The 24,533-nt window shown below is 45.4% G+C and carries 23 protein-coding genes; 5 read left to right on the top strand and 18 right to left on the bottom strand.

The window, feature by feature from the left end; translation table 11 throughout:
* Positions 1-164: 164 nt before the first annotated feature.
* From NYE45_RS13875 to NYE45_RS13860, 4 genes are all read right to left on the bottom strand, one after another.
* Positions 165-2,984: a glycoside hydrolase family 2 TIM barrel-domain containing protein gene (locus NYE45_RS13875; RefSeq protein WP_340017080.1), complete on the bottom strand. Its 2,820-nt coding sequence runs from the start codon at positions 2,982-2,984 to the stop codon at positions 165-167.
* Positions 2,985-3,171: 187 nt separating this feature from the next.
* Entirely contained in the window at positions 3,172-3,966 is a 795-nt protein-coding gene (locus NYE45_RS13870; protein ID WP_340017079.1) for an SDR family NAD(P)-dependent oxidoreductase, read from the bottom strand.
* A gap of 130 nt (positions 3,967-4,096) precedes the next feature.
* Positions 4,097-5,095 carry a helix-turn-helix domain-containing protein gene (locus tag NYE45_RS13865; protein ID WP_340017078.1) on the bottom strand — a complete coding sequence of 333 codons (999 nt, stop codon included), beginning with the start codon at positions 5,093-5,095 and terminating at the stop codon, positions 4,097-4,099.
* Positions 5,076-5,657, bottom strand: coding sequence for a TetR/AcrR family transcriptional regulator (locus NYE45_RS13860; RefSeq protein WP_340017077.1), 582 nt, complete (start codon positions 5,655-5,657; stop codon positions 5,076-5,078). Before NYE45_RS13860 ends, NYE45_RS13865 begins: the two co-directional genes overlap by 20 nt.
* A gap of 203 nt (positions 5,658-5,860) precedes the next feature.
* On the opposite strand from NYE45_RS13860, the gene NYE45_RS13855 reads away from it, so the two are divergent.
* On the top strand, positions 5,861-6,913 hold the full coding sequence (locus NYE45_RS13855; protein WP_340017076.1) for a 2-dehydropantoate 2-reductase N-terminal domain-containing protein: 1,053 nt from the start codon (positions 5,861-5,863) through the stop codon (positions 6,911-6,913).
* A 144-nt stretch (positions 6,914-7,057) separates the two neighbouring features.
* Here the strand turns inward: NYE45_RS13855 and NYE45_RS13850 are convergent, their stop codons facing one another.
* On the bottom strand, positions 7,058-7,639 hold the full coding sequence (locus NYE45_RS13850) for an alpha/beta fold hydrolase (protein ID WP_340017370.1): 582 nt from the start codon (positions 7,637-7,639) through the stop codon (positions 7,058-7,060).
* A gap of 175 nt (positions 7,640-7,814) precedes the next feature.
* Positions 7,815-8,123, bottom strand: a complete 309-nt coding sequence (locus NYE45_RS13845; protein ID WP_340017075.1) for a hypothetical protein — start codon at positions 8,121-8,123, stop codon at positions 7,815-7,817.
* 167 nt (positions 8,124-8,290) lie between these two features.
* On the opposite strand from NYE45_RS13845, the gene NYE45_RS13840 reads away from it, so the two are divergent.
* On the top strand, positions 8,291-9,526 hold the full coding sequence (locus NYE45_RS13840; protein WP_340017074.1) for an ATP-binding protein: 1,236 nt from the start codon (positions 8,291-8,293) through the stop codon (positions 9,524-9,526).
* A gap of 42 nt (positions 9,527-9,568) precedes the next feature.
* Positions 9,569-9,994 carry a hypothetical protein gene (locus NYE45_RS13835; RefSeq protein ID WP_127548373.1) on the top strand — a complete coding sequence of 142 codons (426 nt, stop codon included), beginning with the start codon at positions 9,569-9,571 and terminating at the stop codon, positions 9,992-9,994.
* A 79-nt stretch (positions 9,995-10,073) separates the two neighbouring features.
* Here the strand turns inward: NYE45_RS13835 and NYE45_RS13830 are convergent, their stop codons facing one another.
* Positions 10,074-11,306: an exo-alpha-sialidase gene (locus NYE45_RS13830; protein WP_340017073.1), complete on the bottom strand. Its 1,233-nt coding sequence runs from the start codon at positions 11,304-11,306 to the stop codon at positions 10,074-10,076.
* 18 nt (positions 11,307-11,324) lie between these two features.
* Positions 11,325-11,693 carry a hypothetical protein gene (locus NYE45_RS13825; RefSeq protein WP_340017072.1) on the bottom strand — a complete coding sequence of 123 codons (369 nt, stop codon included), beginning with the start codon at positions 11,691-11,693 and terminating at the stop codon, positions 11,325-11,327.
* Between the two features lie 183 nt (positions 11,694-11,876).
* Here NYE45_RS13825 and NYE45_RS13820 point away from each other — a divergent pair, with 183 nt between their 5' ends.
* Positions 11,877-13,151 carry a stalk domain-containing protein gene (locus NYE45_RS13820; RefSeq protein ID WP_340017071.1) on the top strand — a complete coding sequence of 425 codons (1,275 nt, stop codon included), beginning with the start codon at positions 11,877-11,879 and terminating at the stop codon, positions 13,149-13,151.
* A gap of 93 nt (positions 13,152-13,244) precedes the next feature.
* On the opposite strand, the gene NYE45_RS13815 is transcribed toward NYE45_RS13820, so the two are convergent.
* The 9 genes from NYE45_RS13815 to NYE45_RS13775 form a co-directional block, all read right to left on the bottom strand.
* Entirely contained in the window at positions 13,245-13,463 is a 219-nt protein-coding gene (locus NYE45_RS13815) for a hypothetical protein (RefSeq protein WP_062834306.1), read from the bottom strand.
* A 44-nt stretch (positions 13,464-13,507) separates the two neighbouring features.
* Positions 13,508-14,731, bottom strand: coding sequence for a Ger(x)C family spore germination protein (locus NYE45_RS13810; protein WP_340017070.1), 1,224 nt, complete (start codon positions 14,729-14,731; stop codon positions 13,508-13,510).
* The gene (locus tag NYE45_RS13805) at positions 14,700-15,818 is read right to left on the bottom strand and encodes an endospore germination permease (protein WP_340017068.1); all 1,119 of its coding nucleotides are present in this window, start codon (positions 15,816-15,818) and stop codon (positions 14,700-14,702) included. The genes NYE45_RS13810 and NYE45_RS13805 overlap by 32 nt, the downstream gene beginning before the upstream one ends.
* 49 nt (positions 15,819-15,867) lie before the next feature.
* On the bottom strand, positions 15,868-17,277 hold the full coding sequence (locus NYE45_RS13800; RefSeq protein ID WP_340017067.1) for a spore germination protein: 1,410 nt from the start codon (positions 17,275-17,277) through the stop codon (positions 15,868-15,870).
* A 159-nt stretch (positions 17,278-17,436) separates the two neighbouring features.
* Positions 17,437-18,318: a carbohydrate ABC transporter permease gene (locus NYE45_RS13795; RefSeq protein WP_340017066.1), complete on the bottom strand. Its 882-nt coding sequence runs from the start codon at positions 18,316-18,318 to the stop codon at positions 17,437-17,439.
* Between the two features lie 14 nt (positions 18,319-18,332).
* Positions 18,333-19,223, bottom strand: coding sequence for a sugar ABC transporter permease (locus tag NYE45_RS13790; RefSeq protein WP_062834302.1), 891 nt, complete (start codon positions 19,221-19,223; stop codon positions 18,333-18,335).
* A gap of 97 nt (positions 19,224-19,320) precedes the next feature.
* Positions 19,321-20,586 carry an extracellular solute-binding protein gene (locus NYE45_RS13785; protein WP_340017065.1) on the bottom strand — a complete coding sequence of 422 codons (1,266 nt, stop codon included), beginning with the start codon at positions 20,584-20,586 and terminating at the stop codon, positions 19,321-19,323.
* A gap of 85 nt (positions 20,587-20,671) precedes the next feature.
* Positions 20,672-21,553, bottom strand: coding sequence for an AraC family transcriptional regulator (locus tag NYE45_RS13780; protein WP_340017064.1), 882 nt, complete (start codon positions 21,551-21,553; stop codon positions 20,672-20,674).
* A gap of 116 nt (positions 21,554-21,669) precedes the next feature.
* Positions 21,670-22,665, bottom strand: a complete 996-nt coding sequence (locus NYE45_RS13775; RefSeq protein WP_340017063.1) for a LacI family DNA-binding transcriptional regulator — start codon at positions 22,663-22,665, stop codon at positions 21,670-21,672.
* 156 nt (positions 22,666-22,821) lie between these two features.
* On the opposite strand from NYE45_RS13775, the gene NYE45_RS13770 reads away from it, so the two are divergent.
* The gene (locus NYE45_RS13770) at positions 22,822-23,247 is read left to right on the top strand and encodes a MaoC family dehydratase (RefSeq protein WP_340017062.1); all 426 of its coding nucleotides are present in this window, start codon (positions 22,822-22,824) and stop codon (positions 23,245-23,247) included.
* A gap of 54 nt (positions 23,248-23,301) precedes the next feature.
* Here the strand turns inward: NYE45_RS13770 and NYE45_RS13765 are convergent, their stop codons facing one another.
* Entirely contained in the window at positions 23,302-24,492 is a 1,191-nt protein-coding gene (locus NYE45_RS13765; RefSeq protein ID WP_340017061.1) for a PLP-dependent aminotransferase family protein, read from the bottom strand.
* Positions 24,493-24,533: the final 41 nt, after the last annotated feature.

Genomic DNA, 24,533 nt, shown 5'->3' with positions numbered 1-24,533 from the left:
GGTTTCGGAGTCGAATTGCGCTGAAATGCATTATGCTGACCCTAAAGTGCAAGAGAAAGAAACAAATACCAAAGACCCTACCATTTGTGGAAGGGTCTAAAAGCACATATTTCTATAAATAACGTTGTGAAAATAAGGAACCCGCTACCTCTTCTCTACTAACCTTAGTTCAACAACTGGCGAAGCTCATCGACTTCCAGGTGGGTAGCTGGCTGATACGCCGGACTTTGTACATATCGTTGAAAGCTGTATAACAGCTGTCTTCCCTCCAGCGTAGCCAGTAGACTCTCCAGATTCAGCGCCCCCATAAGCACTCTACCATTCCCCACCCGGCACTCCATCAACAGTCCGAGCTTATGATTCCGTTCAAAATTATCAATGGTCTGCACGATCGGTTGCAAGTCTTTATTCAGCTCATCCAGAATGATGGATGACGACTCGGATACGATGCTCCACCACGGATAGGTCGAGTACTCCTCTGTGACAAAATGTTCGAAGGCCGGATGGTCCTGTTGAATCAATAAGCCCATTGTACCCACAGGAACTTCTCTCTTCATATTCTCTGATATCGAACGGAACATGGGGTAAGACCAGAAATCGGTGCTGTAGAAACCTTCGATCGCGTGTTGAATCTGTTTGGGATTCGGGAACAGTAAAATATCCTCGCCCTGCTCAAGCAACGCCAACGCCTGTTCCGAGAGTTCGGTAAATAGATTCAAACCGCTCAGGTCCACTTCCTGCTGATTTGGGTAGATCCACAGGTCGTACGACTTACGGATATCCGTGCCCGGAATGGACAGCCTGAGCTCCACTTGGGTCATATCGGAGACTTCAGGGATGCGAATGCTGAGTTCTGTGATATTCACATAATGTTCTCCATGAGTCGCTGGCAGATCAGCTTTCCCTTCCAATTGGATGCTTCCTTCGATCTGCTCGCTTTGAAGTTCCCACTTCAATTGAAGTCCATCCAACGCTTGTCTCCGGAAGTAACTTAGTTCAATGCGTGCTTCGAACAATTCACCCGCTTGATAATTATATTTGGGGAATCTCGCCATCAGCACAGCATCGGAACAAAACGTTCTCCACTCCTCAGGAGTAACCATGCCTTTGGAATCCATGAATGCGTCCAGTACACCCACCAGCGCTGTTCCCTGACCACTGAAATCCTGGAGATCCAGCAGCTGGAACCCGGCTAGCTGCTGCGAACGAAAAGCCGCTTCCAGTTCCTCCTTGTAACATGCGACCGCGAGCTTACCAGAAGCTCTAAAATAGGCTTCCGCCAGATGTCCCAAGCCTTTGGCTTCCAGACGCTCTCGAAACACTTCGAAGTTTTTCGCTTTGAGAGAACCCGTATACTTGTTGATCTCCTCGAAATTAGGAAACGTGGCGTACTGTCCAATTTCATGCGAGATGATCGGTACGTGTGAGACAAGTTGCTCACTTCCGGCTTCGGCCTGCACGGTTTTCGAGCCTGTCCCATATTGAATCTGAATCTCTTTGTTCGCCGTTTGCCCAGAAGGATCAGCATCGCTGCCTTGCGTCGGCACAATGTTCGAATCGTAATCTTTCAACGTATTTGGCAAGTCGGTCTGCACGTGACCAAGCGGAGCATCACACATCGCATACGAACCTCTGAACAGACGCTCTTTGGAGAAACGAACCCCACAGAAAAATTCACTTTCCTCCAGAATGTCCGGTACAAACTGAAAGTTATTGGAACCTTCCGTGTATAGATGACGAGGATCATATGCTTTGTATGCCTTCAGGATCGAATTCAATCTGTCTTTGCTTCCCCATAGTTCATTCCCCATGGACATCATGACAAACGAAGGATGATTACCAAAAGCACGCAGCATTGCAAATCCTTCGCTAATCAAGTAATCCTGCTCTGCTTGATTATGCCCATCCGATGATTCATCGGTAATGGTTCCCCAGAACGGAAGCTCAGGTTCCATGTAGATGCCGAGCAGATCCGCTGCAATAAAAGCAGCCTCCGGAGGACAACAGGTATGGAAACGGTAGTGATTGATACCGTAGGACTTGGAGATAGCGAGAATGCGAACCCATTCATCCACATCGGTTGGCGCGTATCCCGTGAGCGGAAAGATCATCCCGTCATGTTTGCCTCGAAGAAACGTTTTGCGACCATTAATGGTGAATTTGTCTCCGTCAGCCCGGAATTCCCGTAATCCAGTCCATACTTCGGTGGAATCCAGCACTTCGCCATCTTGATCTTGCAGTTGAATGTGAAGTTGGTACAGATTAGGTTCATCATCACTCCATAACATCGCATCTTCGCCAATCGTGTACGTCAGCTGGATCTCCTGCGAATCCGGAGCGAAAATCTGTTCCTCCGTCGTAAACACCGGATCTGCACTGACAGCAACAGCTGATACCATGATTCGCACTCCCTGCGAGTCACCGATAAGTGCTGCCTTAATGTCGAAAGATCGAGTCGCCAGAACAGGGTAAACTTGAACATTATCCAGGAAAACACGCTCGAAAAATTGAAGTTCCAACTTCCCGGTGATACCGTTCCAATTCGTCTGTGTGTCTTCGGATGTAAGGTGACCGCCTTTGGTTGGATAATCGGTATTGTCCACTCGAATCGTAATTGTATGTGTTCCAGCAGATAGCCCTGCCTCCATCTCGTAACGGTGAGGTGTATTCAGACTGTTTTGTGTGCCCATTTCTACCCCATCGATCCAGACTGTCGTAACTCTCGTTCGTTCCAGGTGTAAGAAGCAACGTTTGTCAGCCAAGTGTTCAGGGATATCGATCTCTCGTGAAAACCATGCATAGCCCTCAAATAAATACTCATCCGTCAGCGCACCAATTAACACATTCTCGTTTTTCTTCCCCTTGGCCGCATGAGATGTGGTATTTGGCAATGTAATGACGTCTGAGAAATTCAAACCACGTTCTACCTTATGCTCATCGAGTTGGAGTTTCCAGACACCTTCCAGATTTATTGCAGCTATCATGATAATGTCCCCTTTTAGATTCATATAATCGATATAAGTAATCGCTTCCAAGATACAGAAACCGTTTTCGAAAAACATACCTGTATTATAAACTCGATTGATGCTCCTCGCATAGATCATTTACAAATAAAAAAGTCGCCAATACTGGCGACTTCTTATCGTTACATATGCTGTATCCTGAACAAATTTAAAATATGGTGGGAACCATGCCCCCGTCCATACGGATGGGAGAGCCTCTAAAAGCTGAAGCATACGGACTGCATACAAAAGCTGCGAGTCTGCCGATTTCACTTGGCTTGATGAATCGCTGCAATTCAGACTGAGGCAGATTGCTCTTCATAAAATCTTTCTCTTTTTCCTCGAAAGTCAGCGCCTCATCAGGGTATATGCTCTCAATGATATCACGCACATTCTCAGACAGTGTTGGCCCTGGCATGATCGTATTGATCGTAACTTCAGTTCCTGCTGTCAGTTTGGACAAACTTTTGGATAATGACAGCAACATTGACTTGGTCATGCAATATTGGGGCATCTGGCCTGAAGGCATAAGAGCTTCTTCACTCGCGATAAAAATAATACGTCCGTCATTGTTCTTCACCATTTTAGGTAAATAAAATTGTGACAAGCCATTGGCAGCCAATACATTGGTACGGAAATATTTCTCCCACACTTCATCGTTCACGTCTTCATAACTCATGATCTCATATATGCCCATGCTATTCACTAAAATATCAACCTCAGGGAACTTCTCGAATAAAGCTTGTCTTTGCTCCTGATCCACAAGATCAGCCGTGGCCTTTTGTGGAGAGGTCTCCGGAAAAGTGGACTTGATTTCACGAACGGTTCGTTCCACCTCTTCATCATTGCGTCCATTAATCAGAACATGAACACCTTCTCGGGCGAGCTCTAAAGCAATTGCTTTACCGATTCCTTTTGTTGATCCTGTAACTAATGCTGTTTTCTCTTTTAGTCCCATATCCATCCTGCATTTCTCCTTCTTAATTACAACTATCCGGCAGGTGCCTCTTGAACATTGCCAACAGCTTCTTGCACCGGATAGGTATAATATTACGCGGTCTGAAGGGACTAGTAACTAGCGCTTTGCGCCAGTATTAATGCCTGACACGCCAATTTGAAGGTGTATCCCCTTCCCAATTTCGGAACGCACGATAGAACGAATTCTGGTCTTCATATCCAACCAGGAATGCCACTTCTTTGATATCGAGTGAAGGATCTGCAAGGTACTCTCGGGCCTGCTCACGTCTGGCCTCGGTTAATAATTGCTTGAAGTTTGTGTTTTCCTCCGTCAGTCGCCGCTGCAAAGTACGATCACTCATGCGAAGCTCTTTGGCGACCGTCTGAATGTCAGGACGCTTTCCAGTAAGGCTGCGTTTCATGATCCATTTGACCACTTCACTAATGGATCGACTGCTCTCCTGTTCGTCCAGCGACCGTTCCAGTGCCGGGGTCAGAATTTCCAGTAACTCCTCGTTATACGATAGAAATGGAAGACTCAGATCTTTCCGCCCTAGCGTCACCCGATTATAGTTGGAATTCGTATGGACTCGACAGCCGAAGTAAGCTTCGAGTATGGCTACGTCACCCATTGGTTGCGAGAATTCAACCCTTTTTGCAGTCAATGGCTGTCCTGTGCCCCTCCGTCCAAGTTCGATCAAGAATGCCAGCGTAATACCCACCAGCAATGGCGGACCTGGTTGCTCCTTATGTAACCATTCGAGTTCAATGATACATTCTTCCCCTGCTTCGTTAATCTGCAAGCTCTCGGGAGGGCACATTTGCTTGTAACGGACCATTCGATTCAACGCATCCCGATAATCACGAGCATGGTACATCGCCAGAACAGGCGGAGGATACTTCGATATTTCATATCCAGTTGCAAGTTTGATGATGCCTTCGGCAGTGTCCCCAATGAGATCTGAATAGGCCTGCCAGATTGCAAAGTACTGAGCTTGGGTCACTACAGATTGATTGATTACTTCAAGAGGCAGTTGTGCAGTGCGAGCTACGTCGTCAGCACCAATCCCTAAGTGATGTAATCCAGCCCAAAAGCCTGGATGAACTTTAATTCGATCATTCGGTTGCGTCTTCATGTCTACGATCTCCTTTAGCCATATTCTGATGACCCAAAGAAGAAATAAGACGAGCAATCGTTTGCGGGCTGTCCTCGCTATTCGATTCCAGCCATTGATTAATGATGCCTAAGGAACCATGAACCATATAAGTGAGCGTATAGTCCATTGTAAATGTCTTCTGGCTGCCCGCGTCTTCTCCATTTTTTAGCAGAAAGTCTTCCAGTAGAACTCGTGATAAAAAGTTATTTTCTCCACTCTCCGAAATCAGGATTTGATAGATCGTTTTCTTATCCTGAATGATGTTCAGCAGATTAATCATCGATTGCTCCGTTGTGCAGGGACTTGTCCCCTGTCCTAACGTTTCCATGATTTCTTGCGTAAATTCCATCTGCAAGGCTTCAAACAATTCATAAGGATCTTTGTAGTGCAAATAAAATGTACCCCGATTGATATCCGCCTGCTTACATATTTCAGTTACCGTTATTTGAGGTAATTTTTTGCTCTCTAACAGCTCTAGAAAGACCTCTTTAATAAGCTCCATCGTATATTTGGTTCTTCTATTATTTTTGATTCCAACCATGAGCTAACCCCTCTTATTATCATCTTCTCAACAAACATCAGCCGAACTGTTGAATTCATAACACTAACACATCTATTGATTATTGTGATTGCAGCGATGAGTAGATTATACTGACATTGCGATATCAAATCAACACATGTTCATTTAATAACAAGGATCCAAACGCATAATTCGATTTCAACCATATAAGAGGAGCAATCAATATGACAACTATCTCAAAACAACCTAAAGTTCTAATAGTAGGCGCAGGAGCCGTTGGATATTCAGTGGGTTACCACCTTCATTTAGCCGGTGCTGATCTGACTTTTCTAGTGCGAAAAGGACGAACAGAAGCTTTCCATGCGCCACAGAAACTCTATTGTTATGACGATGCTTCTCTCAAAGAATTTAGCGACTATCATGTCATTGAAGATGTAACAGCGATCAAGCGTCAGCAATATCAATATATTATTGTCACCTTAGATGGTCATGCCAGTCGCACGCCAGAAGGCATCGAACTGCTATCCAGGATAGGTAATATTGTGCGGAACTCCACAACCACTATCATTATGTGCGGGTTTGGGAGTGGAATCCGTGAACATTATCTGGAGGTGATGCAGATTCGAGAGGATCAGTTACTCAGAGGAATACTGGGTACGCTGAGTCATCAATCCTCGGCTGATTTACCTGTCCATGAGTCCACCGATCCCAAGCAGATCGCTCAAGCCATCGTCTGTTACAAACACCCGACGAACAACGTCGGGTTCCAGGTAGAAACCAATAATAAAGCAGCAGCAAAACAATTTATGGCATTATACAATCAATCCAAAGTTTCGCGCTGTGGTCAAGTAAGCCCGGCCATGTTCAATATTTACTCCAGTATTGGTTTTCCTGTATATGCAGCTTGTGATATTTTGGGCTGGCCTCCGTTCTCAACTGTTATTGCCAATACGGAACTTTGGCAGCTCGCTTGCCGCGCCCAAGGTGAGATCGCATCCTTGCCTAGTCATGGTCTCGTCGGCAAAATGATGGGTGTTGTGATGGGCGCACGCATGACGGCAAAAATACAACTTAACATGGAACGAGATATGCTGCCTCTCGATTATCAAGCCTTCAATCGTTTCCATCATGGTGGCAAGGTACGCACCCAGGATGTGGAATCTTTGCGGAATTCAATAATTGAAGGTCAACGCCAAGGCCGTCCCATGAAGGCTTTGAAGGAATTACTGCAACGTGTAGTTGAACATGAAGCAGCGAGCTCATCTACGACACGTTAAAATAAATAGAAGAGGTCCTTGCTCTCCAGCAGGGACCTCTTCTTTGTTTCACTCCGCAATACGAAAACACGACTGCCATGAGTGGTCAGTCGTGTTCAAGTTCATCATTTTATATCCATGAAGAATATGCATTTCGCAATGCGGCTACTCATTCAAAGCCGTTTTGATCAGGGCGTTCACCCGGGAATTAAACAGCAGACCGATATGAGATACGAGGGAAACGGAAATGTTGTTCGCTCCGCTCAAACGAGAAAGTGTCGGGGACACGATTGTATCACTGGTGGAATAGATTGAAGTCACCTTTATTCCACTCGGAGCTGTAGTTGTGGTCAATCGATTAGCCCCGCCAAGGGTTATCAACTTATCCACTTTAGAAGCGCCTCCACGGTTAAGTATGTAATACAGGCTATTGGCTCCGCCCATGCTATGCGCTACAATATTGACTTTCGTGTGACCTGTTTCCCGTAGTACATCATCTACGAATCGACTGATTGCTGCAGAATTCAACAGCTGGTTTCCTTGTTTGCTCGGGAGGTCAATAGCGAATAGTTCCTCTCTCGCCCACCCTTGGCTACGCAAATAACTCTCAATTGCTGTAAAATTGCTATCTGAACCGGTTAATCCATGTACCAATACAATGGGTGTACGTGCTGTAGCTGCAGAAGCCTTTGAACTTGAGCCTATTCCAGGTACCGATAAGGTAAGGATCATACTCATGAATACCATAAGTATTAATTTAATCTTTTTCACTTCATTCACTCTCCTGTAAAATGATTTATATTCCATATATTACAAGCTAACATATGGAATATAAATGAACCTTTAGCCTCATTTTTACAGGATTATCCAAGGGAAACTACGATAACATGTTTGAAATTTGAACTCTAGTTCTCTAATTCTTTTATCCTTCAACGATATCTGCGTGCAGATCTGTTGCAATTTCAATCATTTTGGGTACAATAGCTTCGTTAGAGATAGCTACATATAGATCTCCCATGTACAAGCGAAAAGCTATTTGTGCTCCTTCAAGGTCCCACATAAAAAAGTCACCCTCAATGGACATGGTGCTCTCCGCTCCGACAATGTTAAGAACCGTTGAATAGGTAAAATCGGGTTTGGATGCAAAGTAGAGTTTACACTCCTCCAGGGACATGGCTTGTTCGGCATGGCTTTCTTGCATGGATCGGGTAATTCGAAAACGCTGATTCATTGATTTGCCTCCAACATTTTATTAATATATACATGTTCCACAGCATTATATTTTCTCATTTTCGTCTTTCACTGTCAAAACCATGCATGCTCTATTCTATGAATTCATATATACTGGTACATACAAGTGCACAACGAATTTCTACAATCAGGAGGAGTCAAATCAAAATGTTGAAAACAGAATTCATTGATGTACTATCCATTGTCTCACATAAATTATATGATTCGGCTGCTAATGTTATGGATACAGCGAGCAGGTTAATTCCTGCAAATACGTTTTGTATCGCCCAGTTGGATCACCTATCGACCAAAGTTCTGAACGTATATAATCGCGACAAACTAATTCTGGGTGAGGGGCTAGTCGTTGACAACGCCGAGTCATACTGTGCGCTTGTGACCGAACATAGCCAAGGCCCGTTGGTGATAAATAATAATCTGACCCATCCCTTAACCAGACATATGGACGCTACGGAATTCGTAGGCGGTTGTTCATTTGTCGGTGTACCCATACATAATGAAAACGGAGAAATTTACGGCTCCCTCTGCTCATTTGATCAGGATTTCTATTCCTATCAACAAAAGGACGTGGATCTGCTTCTCTCCTTGTCTTCATTTTTCACGGGGCTTCTTGAGATGGAAACGACTCTGCAACAGTTAAAACATGCGGAAGAAACCGCTGCAAGAGTGCTTGAAGAGAAGAAAAATCTGCTTGCCGTCCTTAGTCACGAAATCCGCACGCCCATGAACGGTGTTCTTGCAATGGCCAATCTGTTGCAGTCTACCCGACTAAATGAGGATCAATCGTTATATGTTAATGTCATCGAGTCAAGTGGCGCCAGCCTTCTATCGATGATGGATCAAATTCTGGACTACTCCAAAGCGGAAGCGGGTGCGATTTCTTTGGAGATCAATCCCTATAGTGTCACTGACACAGTTGAGCACGTACTACAGTTGTTTTCCTCTGAAGCACAAAAAAAAGGAATCCGATTATACGCAGAATACAATATAAATGATCACATGATGCTTATAGGTGATCGTCATAAAGTCCGTCAGATTCTAATTAATCTCGTTGGCAATGCGCTGAAATTCACGGAGAAAGGTGAAGTATGTATCTCTACTCAGGTAGCTGCTGATCCAGAAGGTACACTCCATGCATCTTACGAGATAATCGATACGGGCATCGGCATCCCCCAGGATCGGCAGGATCTGTTATTCAAATCGTATTCGCAGATTCATGGCAACTCAGGAAAATATGGAGGAGCGGGGCTAGGCCTGTCCATCTGTAAACAACTCGCTGAATTGATGGGTGGCGTGGTATGGCTTAAAGAGACGAGTGACTTGGGCAGTCGGTTTGCCTTTAATATTTCCAGCGTTGCACCAACGTCCATGCAAATCTCTGAATGAGGAATATATTATTCTATCTGAAACAGATAGGAGGTATATACATTGACCCAATTTCTGGATGCAAGATCATCGCAAAATGCTGCGTTGTTTAATTCCATTTCCATCCCGATTCCTGTAATTAACACACCTCAGTTATTCGCCCAGATTGGTCTGCAAACGGCTGGAGCGGGAACCAATCTGAGAGTCTCCCTAAAAGGAACCATAACGGTACAATTACCGCTTGCTCTGTTTCAAGTGAGGATTATTATTGTAAGAGGCACAGTTGCAACCGATCCGATCGTTTACTCCGGAAACTACACCTATGGTCTGAACGGTCTGCTTAACCCTGAAGTGATTGTCTTCTCTGCCAGTGACTTTAACATTCCGATCGTGCCACAATTAACCTACTCCGCATTTATCAGTACCAACCTGCTCGGAACAGTTCGGGTAGGCCCTGAGAGTTTCGATGGATTTGTCGTTTCGGATTAACATGAATACCTCCACCCCCGTACTCTTAATCTGTTTGTCATAAAGATTAAGAGTATGGGGGTGTTCCATTTACATTGAATTAGTTTCCAAAATAAACATCCAGCTTACCCGTGGGCGGCGTTGTCGCCATCCAGACAGCTGCCAAATTATCTGGACTGACGGTGGCCGCAGTAATATAGTCTCCAATCAGTACTGTGGGCATCGGAGAGTTGCCATTGGGATTAAAGGATGTAGTTGTAATCCGTCGGTTGGTGAAACTGGCACCCCCATTAAAAGATTCCGCAACAAAGACGTCCAGTAGGAACCCGTCAATTCGATTTGTGTAATAAATAACTCGAATCGTGCCCGCAAAAGGTGACACGCTGATCGACGGGAAGAAATTCTGCGTGCCTGGAGGTGCGCCTGTAATACTGACTGGATCTGACCAAAGAAGGCCATCGGGAGATTCGCAGAATAAAATATCGGTATATCCGGCACGTGCATCATTCCAAACGCCATACACAGTCCCACTGTTAGGTCCATTCGATATATCCGCGCCCAAACTTAAGTTGGTCTGTACTCGAAAAGCGTAATTCGGTACAGGCAAGGGCGAAGGTGCAGGTACGACGGATGAGATGAACGTAGCCTGCCGATCTAGAGGGGGTTGATAGGTAATTCCCCCATCGTACGAAATACGCAATAGCGCAGAGGGACTGGCAGGACCCGTAATGATATATCCCGCGTAGACTTGACCCGAGAATCCAACAGCCAACGCTGCCCGGTCATGAATTCCTCGCGGATTCGACTGTCGGTCAGGTGGTTCCCAGGTTATTCCCTGCGAGAGTGACCTCTGCGTAAATATGGCGGAAGTAGCGGTAGCAAGCGGTGTGTAACCGACATATGCATTGCCTCGATATGGGCTTCCTGGGGAACGATCAACGGCTATGTACGGCTCATCATTATGAACAATGGTACCGAAACCCGCCTGTACAATAACTGGTGGCTGCCACGTTAGTCCATCATCAAATGAGGTATAACTTGCAATTGTTCCATCGTTGATCCCGTTAAACAAGTGAACGGTAACGATGAAGGTATTGGGAAACGTGTAGTCAATTGTTGGTGCTTCTGCCCCTGCATATCCAGCTGGTTGGGGAAGTACAGTGGTCGACCAGGTACTGCCTCCATCAATGGACCTATAGAAGCCGGTCAATGTTGGTCCGGTACTGGTATCCACAGCAACTACACACATGATACTCGGGTTCAACGTATTAACCGCAATCGAGGGTTCAAATTGACTGCCTGCTAAAGCTCCAGTAATATTCACAACTACCATCTGCTCACCTCTTTTCGTTTAAGGGATATTTGTGAAGCGGTCAATCAAAGTCATCTCCGATTGAAGCACACGCTGAATGATCTGGCCTGTAGAATTAACACCGTATACATGAATGACCGTACTTGTGGCACTGAAATAATCACTTTGCACTTCATAAAAAGCCGCATTGATCAGTGGATAGATTAAGCTTCTCGTCGCTTGGGGAAGTAATTCAAAAAGATCATGACCAATGGGTATACGCGCCGCTTGAGTGGTGTCCCACCTGAAAACTTCCAGCTCAACATTGACAGGTGCATTGAGGGAATCATTAATGCAAGTTACTATCAGCTGTGTGGATTGGGTCTCACCCGAGGTTGGATTGTAAATGAAGCCCGTAGAGTTTGGCAAAAAGCACACTCCTTCCGCTATGTTTATTGGAGTATATTACGATTCCTGCCATCCGTATGACTAAACATCCAACTCTTATATTGGAACGATATGAAAATTTTGTTATGCTACATATGCTAGATTACTAGATTTTGTTCAAAACATGATTCTACTACTTATGTAGAAAGTTGGAGGAATTATACGATGTTCATTAAACGAGCAGGAAAAATTGCTGCGGTTACTGTAATTGCTCTCTCTATCCTTGGAAGCACTCCAAATATTGGTGGAGCCTATGCTGCTCCAGCCATTACCGTTCAATTGGATGATGTTCCTCTGAAGTTTGATGCAGCTCCACGTATTGATAGAGGTGTCACTTACGTTCCCTTTCGGACGGTCGGAGAAGCCCTTGGTATCGATATTACCTGGAACAGCAAATCACAGACTGTAAAAGCGACGAACACGGTGAAAGGACAAACGACCGAGGTACTATTACAAGTTGGCAGAACCACAGCGACCGTAAATGGAAAAAAAGTTACACTCGCAGCAGCACCCGTTCAGCGGGAGGGCCGCGTACTTATTCCACTAAGTTCGTTTAGTAACCAATTCGGTGTACAAGTAAGCTGGAATCAAGCAACCAAGACGGTCTCCCTTGTCTCCACACAACGCGAGATGCACCTGAGAGCCTTCTATGCGTTGCAATCCTTTCAAGAAAAGGATCTTATTGCTTCCATGAATTCCGTAGCCTTTGGCTGGAGCCGCATTGATCGTGAAGGTCAGTTTACGCTCCAAGGAGATGAGTACCGCCTCCCTGCTGCTGCGGGTGAGATTACACCGCAGTCCATCGTTGCTGATGCAACAGATCAACAGATCCAACCACAGCTCATGGTGTATGCCTTGGATGGAAATGGTGAACTGACCAAAGTTCTGAGTGACAGCAGCCTGCGACAGAAATCGATTGAAGGTATAACTGCTGCTGTCACAGAGCATGGTTTTGGCGGAGTTGTTCTGGATTTTGAAGGACTGGGTTTTAAACTTGATGCGGTAGAACAACAGAAACTGCTCAATGCCTACGTGAAACAACTAAAGAGTTCCTTGCCCCAGAACACAGCTTTATCTCTGGCGGTACCACCGCTGAATAGTGCTTATAAAGGTTATGATTACAAAACACTTGCCTCTATTGCAGATGATCTTATTATTATGGCCTATCAGTATAATCCGGTTGGCACCAAATCCCAGGTACCCGAACCGAATAGTCTTGTGGATCAGGCGATTCAGCTGGCCCTTCAAGCTGGTGTTACGAAGGATAAGCTTCTGCTCGGTATCAGCCTAAGCAGTGAAACGCCGTCCTCTGTGGATGATAAGCTGGGTCTTGCCAAACGTTATGACCTCAAAGGAGCTGCCTTTTGGCGCCTGGGTCTGTTCCGTTCCTACAATACGAAGATGGAAGATGCCGTGAATGCATCTGTCATCAAAGAATAGACATCTTTGAGTGGATGCATTAATTCAGTTAAATAAAAAAAAGAAGGACCAAATCTCTGCTTGTCAGAGACTTGGTCCTTCTTTGCTATCATTTTATTTCATAAGTTTATCCACGCTTCCAAATACAAGCTTCACAATCTGGGTCGGACCGGGCAAACGAGGTTGAAAGAGTAGAATGATTCCAATGACAGCCGCCACAGCAGTAATTCCTGCTGTCACTATTCTGGCTCGCTTCTCTTTGCTACTCCTCCACTCTCCATACACTATTGCAGTCGCCAGCATCAGAATTCCAAGAATTGAGCCCAGTTTCATGCAATCACCTCTCTTTCTCAAGCTTGTAATAGGAGCAAATGCTGTCAAGTTTCGTCCTCATTCGGTATCCCCTGTGGTCCGGTTGATTTACCGGTGCGTACTACGTGTGCATCCACTTTAACTTCCACGTCCAACTCAGGATAGAGCGTTTCCCAGTTCTTCTCCTGCTTCTGCCATTGCTTCGGATAATATCTGCGAAATTCAACTGCAAATTTAAAGAAATCGGAGCGCAACTCCTTCTGGGACAGGTCTAAAGCATCATGAGCCAGAGATGTGAGTTTGGCAGACCATTCCTGTTCCAGTTTAGTTAACACAGCGGGATCCGTCAGATTGGCATCCGTCGTATTTAACACCACTTCTCCGCTGGTTTGGATATCCACCTTCATGCTCCAATGCTGGTTTACAATTCGTGGCTTCAAGGCCGTTTTAATTTCAAGGAGTCGAATCGAGAACGAACCCTCTAACGGCTCAAACTCAACAGGCATGATAATGTTGTTCAGCTCTTTTGCGAGTAGCAATACACCTACGCTCATTGGTTCCTTAACCGTTTTGACATAGCGATCCTTATTATACAAGCTCAAACCTTTCACATATGGCGTAGTAGTCAGTTTATCCTGATCGGGTTCTGGGGGTAAGACTAACATGCGAGACAAAATGGCGGAACTGCTTGGTCCTTCAATGGATTTAGCCAGTTCAAGGGCAGTGACACGTGTGCCTAGCTTCAGATTGGCCATCTCACGTAACGATTCAGCAGAACTCCGCTCCAGGGGATCAAGTAACGCCAGGATATCTTTCGCCGCCTTTTCGCTGGAAAAGACATACGCATGCTCCCTGAACTGAGGGTAACGCAGGAAGAAATCGATGTACTCGCGAATACCGCGCTTGCCGGCTTGTTCACTAATGATAATGACTTCGCAGTGCCCCCAGAACATATTCCGGGGAACTTTCCGTTGCAGCCGATTCAACGCCTCGGCAATCGTACGCCCCTCCGCTTTTCGAATCAATGTGACACCGCTTGCACTGCCTCCGCTCCCACTGCTATCTCCTCCACCTGCTTTACGCGGAACAAATATCTGTGAAGTCAATTGTACTTTGCCCTCTTCGTAATCGATCCCCGTAGCCAGCACGATGGCCAAATCGTTAATTTCGATACGATCCCAGCAGCCACTTAACAGCACACAAGACAATATCGGCAGTAGTAGTACTCTGCATATTCGCAAGTGCCCCTCCCCCCCATCAATCAGTACTCGCTCGATTCTTTCTAACATGTGCCCAACCCTTCTTAAGCCATGCCACACCGTAGATCAGAGCCGGAAGGATTAATAAAATGCTGATCGTATACAAGTTGGCTGAAGCGCTAACCAGACTGGAAATGCCAGATCCGCCGGACACCACCCAGTAAGCAAATACCATACACAGGAACGAAAGCGGAACAACAACAGGCTTGTAGTCCTTCAACCCAAACCATTCCGCTGTGGATGTAGCAAAGATATATAGAAAAACGGAAATTTTAACGAAAATACCGAAAATCCAAACTGCAATAATAAGGGACTCGATATGTTGCAGAAAGTCCGCAATGGTTATGTATCTTGCTGCGATCATGACCGGAAATACGAATGTATCCGTCAAATCACCAATTAAAAACAGGCAGAACAGATTGGTAACCGTCATTGCAGTTGTCGTCAATACAAGGGAACCCAGCATGACCCGGGTTGTTCGCTTTTTTTGATTCACATAAGGTAGCAGAAAAGCCAGCACGATATATTCACTAAACCATGCAGCGGGTGCAGCGGCTCCTGTGAAAAGGGGAATTGGTCCTTTCTCCATGAAAGGGAACAGCTCGGCAGGATTCAGTTCACCAATTAACAATATAAAGATCAACGCCAGCAGCACAATCAGCAGGGTAACAAATACCTGAGATGTTCGTCCGACAACTTCGATCCCCAGCCTGACATTAATCGCACATACAACAACCATCGTACCCATCACAACAAACAAAGGTGTACTTGGAAGTGCATTGTTGACAATGAATTCACCGTATTCCCGAATAATCAAGCCTGTCAGATGGGGCAAGAAAGCGATGTATATCAGGCCGAATAACTTGCCTGGAATCCGACCAACGATCGATACACTGGATTGAATAAGCGTTTTTCCAGGGTACATACGATCAAGACCAATGGAGATACCGATCGCAGCCAGTCCAACGAGAGAGCCTATAATTGGAGTCATCCACATGTCATGTCCTGCATAGTGCATTGTAATTCCAGGCACTGATAAGATGGCCGTCGCGAGAATGGCGGGAAAGACCATGAATGCCAATTGTGTTTCCGATATTTTTCCTTTGTCCGTCAACATGACTGATCCCGCTCCCTTGGATGCATTGGTTGCTTGAGTGTATATTGTTCTAGTGCGGTTTGTTCCTTGGAGATGGACGCCACCACACATCCTTGAGTTCCTTAGCCATCGTAGGCGCTACCGGTGACAGATAAGGTGTTCCGAATGAACGAAGGCTGCTCAGATGAATGACAACCAAGATGACGCCCAGCATGACACCCGTAAGTCCCAGCGTTCCCGCCAGAATCATCATGGGAAAACGCAGTAGTCGGGTCGCGATGCTGGCAGCATAACGGGGGATCATGAAAGAAGCGATCCCGGTAATCGCGACAATGATAATCATGGGGGCTGACACAATTCCTGCACTAGTCGCCGCCTGTCCGATAATTAAGGCTCCCACGATACTGACGGCTGATCCGACCTGCTTCGGCAATCGGACACCAGCCTCACGTAATGCTTCAAAGGCAATTTCCATAATGAGTGCTTCCACCAGTGCCGGGAAAGGGATCTCTTCTCTTGCCCGGGCAATACTGAGAAGCAATACGGTGGGAATCATCTCCTGATGAAACGTGGTAATTGCTACATATGCCGATGGAAGCAGCATGGATAACACATAAAAAATGTATCGCAGCCAGCGTACAAAAACACTCATGAATACATTTTGATAATAATCTTCGGGGGATTGTAACATGGAAAAGATGGTGACTGGCGCGATCAGGGTGAACGGCGTTCCGTCAACGAGAATAGCAAACCGACCTTCCAGCAAGTTGGAAGCAACGACATCCGGACGTTCCGTCGCTATCATCTGTGGAAATGGTGAATATCGCTGATCCACAATACCTTCTTCAATGTACTGGCTCTCCAGTACGTCTCGAAGCTTCAAATCGTCAAGTCGTACCTCTACTTCCTTCACCAGTTTGGGGTCAATAATGCCTTCCATATAGATAAGTGAGACACTCGTGTTCGTGCGATCTCCCATGTTACGTGTATGAATTTTTAATGCAGGTGTTTTGATACGTTTGCGCAGTAGTGACATATTCATCGTCAACGATTCTGTAAATCCATCCCGCGCACCGCGCACAGTCGATTCAGCTAACGGTTCCTCCGTTGAACGATTTGCAGCTTGGTATAGAGGGTAAGCTGTTCCAACTTTTGAACCGTCCAGCAGTAACAGAGCTTCTCCCTCTAATATGGCCTGTACCGCCTGAGTGGTTGTTTCAACATGTTTAACAGATGCCAATGGGACTTGCGCAGCTTCGATCCCCATTTCCTGAAGAGGTGTCAATACCTGTCGTTCAAGCCGCTCTGTATCACATAAACCAACACAATATACGCATAAGGCTGAAGTAAGACACGCCGTTTGGAACCTATGAAATACAATGTCCGAGCAACCGGCAAAAACGGAGCGCAACATTTCTTGATCAACAGCTAGGTATCCGGTTAACGGCAGGTCCTGTTGTGTTATCGCTGATGTGTCCATGACGCCTCTCCTTCCCGTTCATGCTCCGTCCAGATATTCTCAGTTAAAGGTATCCTTTACTTATAAGATGGGATATATACGCAAAATAAAGAACAGCAAAGAGCCGTCCATATGGACGACCCTTATGATACCGAACGCTATTAAAATCTCGATAAATCACTATCCTTTCACCGCACCCAAGGCAACACTTCCAATAATCTGTTTGGAAAATACAGAGAATACAACAATAATAGGCAAGATTGAGATCGCTACACCCAAATACAAGAGTCCATAATCCATCCCATAGTACCCTTGCACTAGCGCAACCAGTACGGGTAGCGGGTATTTATCCAGAGAGAAAAACAGGACGAGCGGTGTAAGGAAATTGTTCCATGAACCGATAAACGTGAATATCCCAAGGGCCGAGATCGCCGGTCCCAGAATGGGCAGTACAATCTGATTGAACGTCCGGAATTCACCTGCACTGTCCACCCGCGCGGATTCAATAATCTCATCCGGGATGCTGCTCTCCATAAACTGTTTGATGAAAAATACGTTAAATGCGTTAGCCGCAGCAGGCAAAATAATTGCAGCATAGCTGTCCAAAAGTCCCAGCATGCTGAATAGTCGATACACGCCAATGAGCGCCAGTTGACCCGGCACCATCATGGTCGCTAACAGAAACAGGAACAACCAGTTCCGCCCTTTGAATTTAAATTTGGCAAAGCCATATGCGGTCAGAGCACCTATATATAGAGATAACACGGTCGATGTTCCGGCAATGAATATGCTGTTCGCAAACCCGCGCCAAATGTTGATTTTGGATACCATATTCATATAGTTATCGACCAGAAATGATCCGGGGAGAAAGGTGAACGTTGAAGCAATTGTGGCATTGTTATGTGTGGAATAGATGAGCATCAGATAAAACGGAATAATGCAGAGCACGGCAAGACCTATCAGCAACAGATAGATGATGATCTTGCCTGCCGTCAGACGCCTTGTGTTGGCATAATGCTGAATCGCCGCATTTGGTTGTTCAATTGATTTTGCAGTTTGCATGAGAACTCCCCTCCCTATGAACGGCTCTTCCGCTTGGTCATGATGAAGGATGCAACGGACAATAATATGATGATAATAAATAGACAAAAGGCTATTGCAGCCCCGTAACCAAAACGAGTGCTCTGAAATGCTACATTATAGAGATACATAATGCTCGTCATGGCTGCTCGGTCAGGACCGCCATTGCCATTGGTTAGTGTAAATGGCTGATCGAAAATCTGGATGCCACCAATAATGGATGTAATCATCTGAAAGAGAATAATTGGGCGCAGCATCGGTACGATAATATGGATGAAAATATGTTTCTTTTTCGCGCCATCCATCTGGGCAGCTTCCAGTAACGACGGATCAATACCCTGAAGACCTGCAAGGTAGATGACCATGGAATAACCGAAGTACTGGAAGAAGAGAATGGATGACACAATCAGTCTCATAAACCACGGGTCGTTTTTCCAATTAATTGGATCTTGAATAATCCCGATCTGCATCAAAAAATGATTCAGTCCTCCGGACTGCCAGTCAAAGATCAGACTGACAAGCAACCCGAGTGATGCAGCCGTAACGATATTGGGGAAAAAGTATACAGCTCTGAAAAAATCCCGCCCTTTGAGCAGTTTATCGTTCAGAATAAAAGCCAGAACAAGTGAGATTGTGAGCTGTGGAACCACGGAAACTCCCCAGATGAATAACGTATTGAACAAGGTTTTGTAGAACAGCGGATCTTGTAGTACGGCCACATAGTTACCAATCCCTACAAAGTCAGGTGTCGTGATTCCATCAAAGTTAGTGAAACTGATATAGAGCGAATACAATATGGGATAGAGTCCAAAAATGGTAAAAATAATAAAGAACGGAGCAATGAAGTAGTAGCCGTAATGGTCCTTTCGAATCGTTTTGGCAAACATGTTCTGTCCCCCCAGTTATCATCGGATGTGTATAACCATTCGCTTACTTCTAGGGCGTATCTGAAAACTCCGAAGGAGTTTTGAGATACGTCCTAAGCTAATCCACTTCCAGCTCCGGAAATCTCAAGGCGACATCACGTTTGATTCGCTTCACTACTTCATCTTTGTTCTGAATGTCCTGATTGAGATACAACTGGAGTACATTTTTATAAATATCACTGTTAATAATGGCATCATATTTGGTGCGTTCATACACAGGAACCCGCTTGGCAGCCTCCGAGAAGAACTCAAAATGCTTCTGCCCCCCCAAATAAGGCGATGAGAGCGAAGGCGCAAGTTTATCATTCACTACCATATTGCTCGTAAAATAATCCTGCTCTTTCGCTAACTCGGACAGAAAGTCGTGGTCAAAATTATAGAACTCAATAAACTTCCAGGCCAGATCTTTTTTGTCACTTTTGCTGTACATCGATATATAGGTCCCACCCGAACTAAAGGCTGACGGTCCCGGGGCCAGCCCCCACAAGCCTTCGGTATCCGGAGCGTTCGCCTTGAACGTATATTGCAAGCCCCAGGTTGCCCCAGGATAGAACATGACCTCTCCTTTTTGCATGGATGCAGCGTAACCGGCACTTCCATCTTCATGCTCTGCAAGAACATGTCGCTCACGCGCTTCACGTACAAGATCCAGCACCTCCATATAGGTTGGATCGATGACGAGCTTGCCATCCTTCACCCACGGTATACCGTCATATGAGTTCGATATGGCATTCCAGTTCGCCAATGCATGTACTTTATTCCCGCTAAGCTGCTGTACCTTCTCTCCAATCTTGAAGATCTTCTCCCATGTATCAATCTGTGAACCTACTTTCTCAGGGTCATCGGTCCCCAGATATTTCTTCGCCAAATCCCGGCGATAATAGATGCCCCCAGGTGTTCCCTGATAACCGATCGCTCTGACATTTCCCTCACTGTCCTTTTCATTGGCCTGCACAAAAGCATATTGTTCCTGAATAAGCTCATTGGCGTTATAAGGCGAAGCCGATAAATTCTCCAGATATGGAACATCAATCAGTTCTCGAATATTGGCATTTTCAATCATAAATACATCTGGCGCTTTGGAGGTCGTCTGGAGCGCAGATTTAAGCTTGGTAATATAGAAGTTGCCGGGAATATTGACAAAATTCACTTTGATGTCTGGATATTTCTGCTCGAATTTCTCAATGGCATACCCAGCTTCATCCGTAAAACTCCACACCGTTATTTCCTGCTGCTTGGTATGATTGGACGGACTGAGCTGACATCCAGCTAACAACATGAGTACACATACGAATACAATAGTTGGCTTAAACCACTTCTTCATAGGCCCCCTCCTTCTAAAAGGAAACGCTTACATTTTATTAGAGTATATTGATTTCGGAGAGGGCTTTCTCCACAAATATTGTGCATTACCCTTCATATTTTGTGATATTCGTACGATGTTTCTTGCGAAATTCGGAGGGTGTACAGTCATTATATTTTTTAAAAAGACGATTATAGGAGTTCACATTGTTGAACCCATGGCCGATGGCTATATCCAAAATGGAATCCTGACGGAACAATAACGCCCACTCGGATTTGATAATTCGAAAATGATTTAAGTATTCCATCAATGTCACTCCTTTGATCTCTTTGAATAATTTGCAGACATGGAACTTGCTGAATTTAATATGTTCCGCCACCTGTTCCAGCTTGATCGGTTCAGCATAATGATCCTCCAAATATTCACAGACCGATTCAAGGAATTCGAATTTTTTGGACGAAGTACAGGGCCATCCTACGGACGTGAGTTGATCCGTCACAGGGGGCTTTGTACGTAACAATAGAACCATGAGATCATACAACCGCGAAACCATTAACCATCGATATCCGGGCTTTCGATTTTTTTTCTCGGCAATGATGGCATCTATATACTGAACCAGATTGTTGCGACTTCCTGCATCCGACGGAATAACGGTTGTTTTATTGAAAAGTTCGCCTAGATCCTGTATCTCGACTTCAGTCGTGAAGCTTCCTGTTAACAATTCCAGCCGGAACAAGATTATGGTTAGGTGCTCGGTCCCCGGCAAAAAGCAGTGTACATCACCTGGTTTGATCATCAACACATCACCTTGTCCCAGCTCACGAATATGGTCATTCACGCCAATTCGTGCGCTCTTTCCATTAACGACAACCAATTCGACCTCATCATGCCAGTGTGCAGCAAAATTAAACTGATCACCTGTATGAATCACCCGAATGGGAAAACCTTCTTCCATATGGCCTGTCTCCAGAAACGTGGGTACGCCCATCTAATCACCCTCCATTTATTTCCTATGCAAGAATCTCTCGTCTTTATTATTATGCATAAATCGCCACACTCCTTTCTTTTTGGATATTTAAAATTCTATTGAACGAAAAAAACTCCTCAATTCAGGTTGAGGAGCCGAACGGAATCACGTTCCACGCATTGGATATCCAGTGTATATAATTTCTCTACAGACTCTCCGTTTAACAGTTGAAAGAGAATATGACCGGCAAGCTGGGCAGCATCCGTCTTCGGTTGCCGAAATGTAGTCAGAGGTGGGTGCACATACTGCGATGCCGGGATATTGTCAAAACCAATTACGGATAACTGTTCAGGTACTGCAATCCCATGCTCTCTGAAGGCTTCCAAACCGCCAAAAGCCATTTCATCATTTGCAAAAAATACTGCGGATGGCAATTCTCCTTCGAGCAGTTTCTTCGCTGCATGGTAGCCATCTTGCTTCAAGTATTGTCCACCGATTTTCCATGCCGGGTTCTCTTCAATGCCTGCTTCTGCCATGGCATTGAGATAACCTTGATAACGCTGCAGGTTACATTCCGAATGGGCTGGGCCACTAATATAGGCAATCGTCCGATGTCCTTTGTCGATCAGATAACGGGTAGCCAGGTACCCACCTTGCGTATCACTCATCAAAACCTTTACAATATGTGGAGCATCCAGATCCCGATCCATGACAACAATCGGAAATCCTGCTTCAGATGCCTCCATGAGCAACTGATCTTCAATATTTTGAGCGATGACAATAGCTCCGTCGATTCTTCTTTCACGAATGTAACGATGGGCTGTCGACTTCTCTCCACCCAGCGAGCTGCACACGATCATATCGTATCCATGGCTCATCGCGATGGACTGTATCCCATTCACCAAATCCGAGAAGTATGGACTGGACATGTCATGCACAATCACACCAATCGTTTGTGTACTCTGACGCTTCATTTCAGATGCAGGGCCGTTCTTCACGTAATTCAGCTGGCTTGCTGCTGCGAGCACTCTCTGCCTTGTTGACTCACTTACATTACCTTTATCGTTGAGTACGCAAGATACGGTTGAGCTGGCTACACCAGCCATCTTGGCGACATCTTTAATCGTTATCATGATATATACTCCTCAAAGACAGTTTCATCTATTTATTTCAATATGACTGCAATGCACACCAGAAGGTTCACTAGCATTTTAACACGTCAGTCTGATCATGTCTCTTTCCAGGGCGTGACTGCGAAAAAAACACATTAAAGAAACCGAGGTACCCTCATGAAATTCAGCGAATATGTAATAGGTCAGCGCTACGAAACAAAATCCTTGGCATTATCCAAGAGCGATATTATTGAGTTTGCCAAAATCTATGATCCACAGTACATGCATTTGGATGAAGAAAAAGCCACACAAGGCCGCTTCGGCAGTTTGATTGCTTCTGGCATGCAAACGATGAATATCTCCTTTAAGTTATGGATTGAGGTCGGAATCTATGGAGAGCATGTTGTTGCAGGAACCGGAATGAACAACATTCAATTCTTGAAGCCCGTCTTCCCGGATGATGAACTGCATGTCATTGCAGAGGTTATTGACCTGCTTCCCAGACGTAAAGGAAATGGGATTGTTACGGTGCTGCTGAGTACATTCAATCAAAAAAATCAAAAGGTATTTCAGGCAGAATTAAGTGCGTTGATTGATAACTAAGAACGAGAAAGCCAAAAAAGCCGCCCATTGGCGGCTTTTCGTATTGAAGCAAATTTATGCGTTATAGCCTTTCAAGACCTGTCCCAAGATTTCAACACCCTTCACAATCTGTTCGTCCGATGGCGTGGAGAAATTAAGTCTGATGGCATTACAAGGGTCTTGCTCGTTCACCAGGAATGCATTTCCCGGCACAACCGCAACCCCTTGGGCTGCTGCAGTCTTGGCATAATCAAGCATTGGCACATGTGCTGGCAGATCACACCAGAGGAACAGTCCACCATCCGGTTGGGTATAGGTAATGGACTCCCCCATATGCTCTTGCAGCTTGTCCATCATCAATGTTGCTTTTCTCCGATATACCTCACGAATGCTGTTGATATGCCCCGCGTAGTCATACTCTGTCATGAACTTGTATGCCAGAATCTGCGGAAGCATGGCCGTATGTACGTCTTCTCCCTGTTTCGCAACAACCATTTTCTCCACGACTTCATGTGGCGCTTGTACAAAACCGACGCGCAGCCCCGCCGACAGAATTTTGGAGAATGATCCAACATAGATGACCAGACCCTCATCATCCATTGATTTGATCGTTGGCACATCGTCTCCATTGAATCGAAGTTCTCCATACGGGTTATCTTCCAAAATCATCACGCCATACTTCTTAGCCAGCTCGTAAATGGCCTTCCGTTTCTCCAGGCTCGTCGTTACACCGGTCGGATTCTGAAAACTTGGAATCACGTAGATCAGTTTCACATTGGGCTCCGTTTGCAGCGCCTGTTCCAGCTTCTCAATATCCATACCGTCCATCTCCATCGGAACACCAGCAAGCTTCGCACCGGATGCCCGGAAGGAGTTCAGAGAACCGATAAAGCTCGGACTCTCACAGATGATGGTATCCCCTTCATTACAGAACACTTTACAGGCCAGTTCAATCCCCTGCTGTGCTCCAGATACGATGAACAATTGATCGGATGGCTTACCCGTATCAAAACCGGTCTTCAAATGTTGAGTCAATGCTTCCCTGAGGGGAACATATCCTTCCGTAATTCCATATTGCAAAGCCGTGACCGGGTCCTGTTCCAGAATGGATTGGGTAAACGTACGAATCGCCTCAATAGGAAAGGTTTCCGGAGCGGGATTTCCCGCAGAGAATGGAATCACATTTTGACCCGAAGAAGCCTTCAGGATTTCTCGAATAATGGATGGTTGCAGTGCTGCGATACGATTGGAAAATGAATAGTTCATGTTAAATAGTGCCTCCCGACATTTCATCTGACTTAGTTCTC

It is taken from the genome of Paenibacillus sp. FSL K6-1318 (assembly GCF_037976905.1).
In the GTDB taxonomy this organism is placed as follows: domain Bacteria; phylum Bacillota; class Bacilli; order Paenibacillales; family Paenibacillaceae; genus Paenibacillus; species Paenibacillus amylolyticus_A.
The sequence above is the reverse complement of the archived record's forward strand: the minus strand, read 5'-3'. Positions and strand labels throughout refer to the sequence as shown.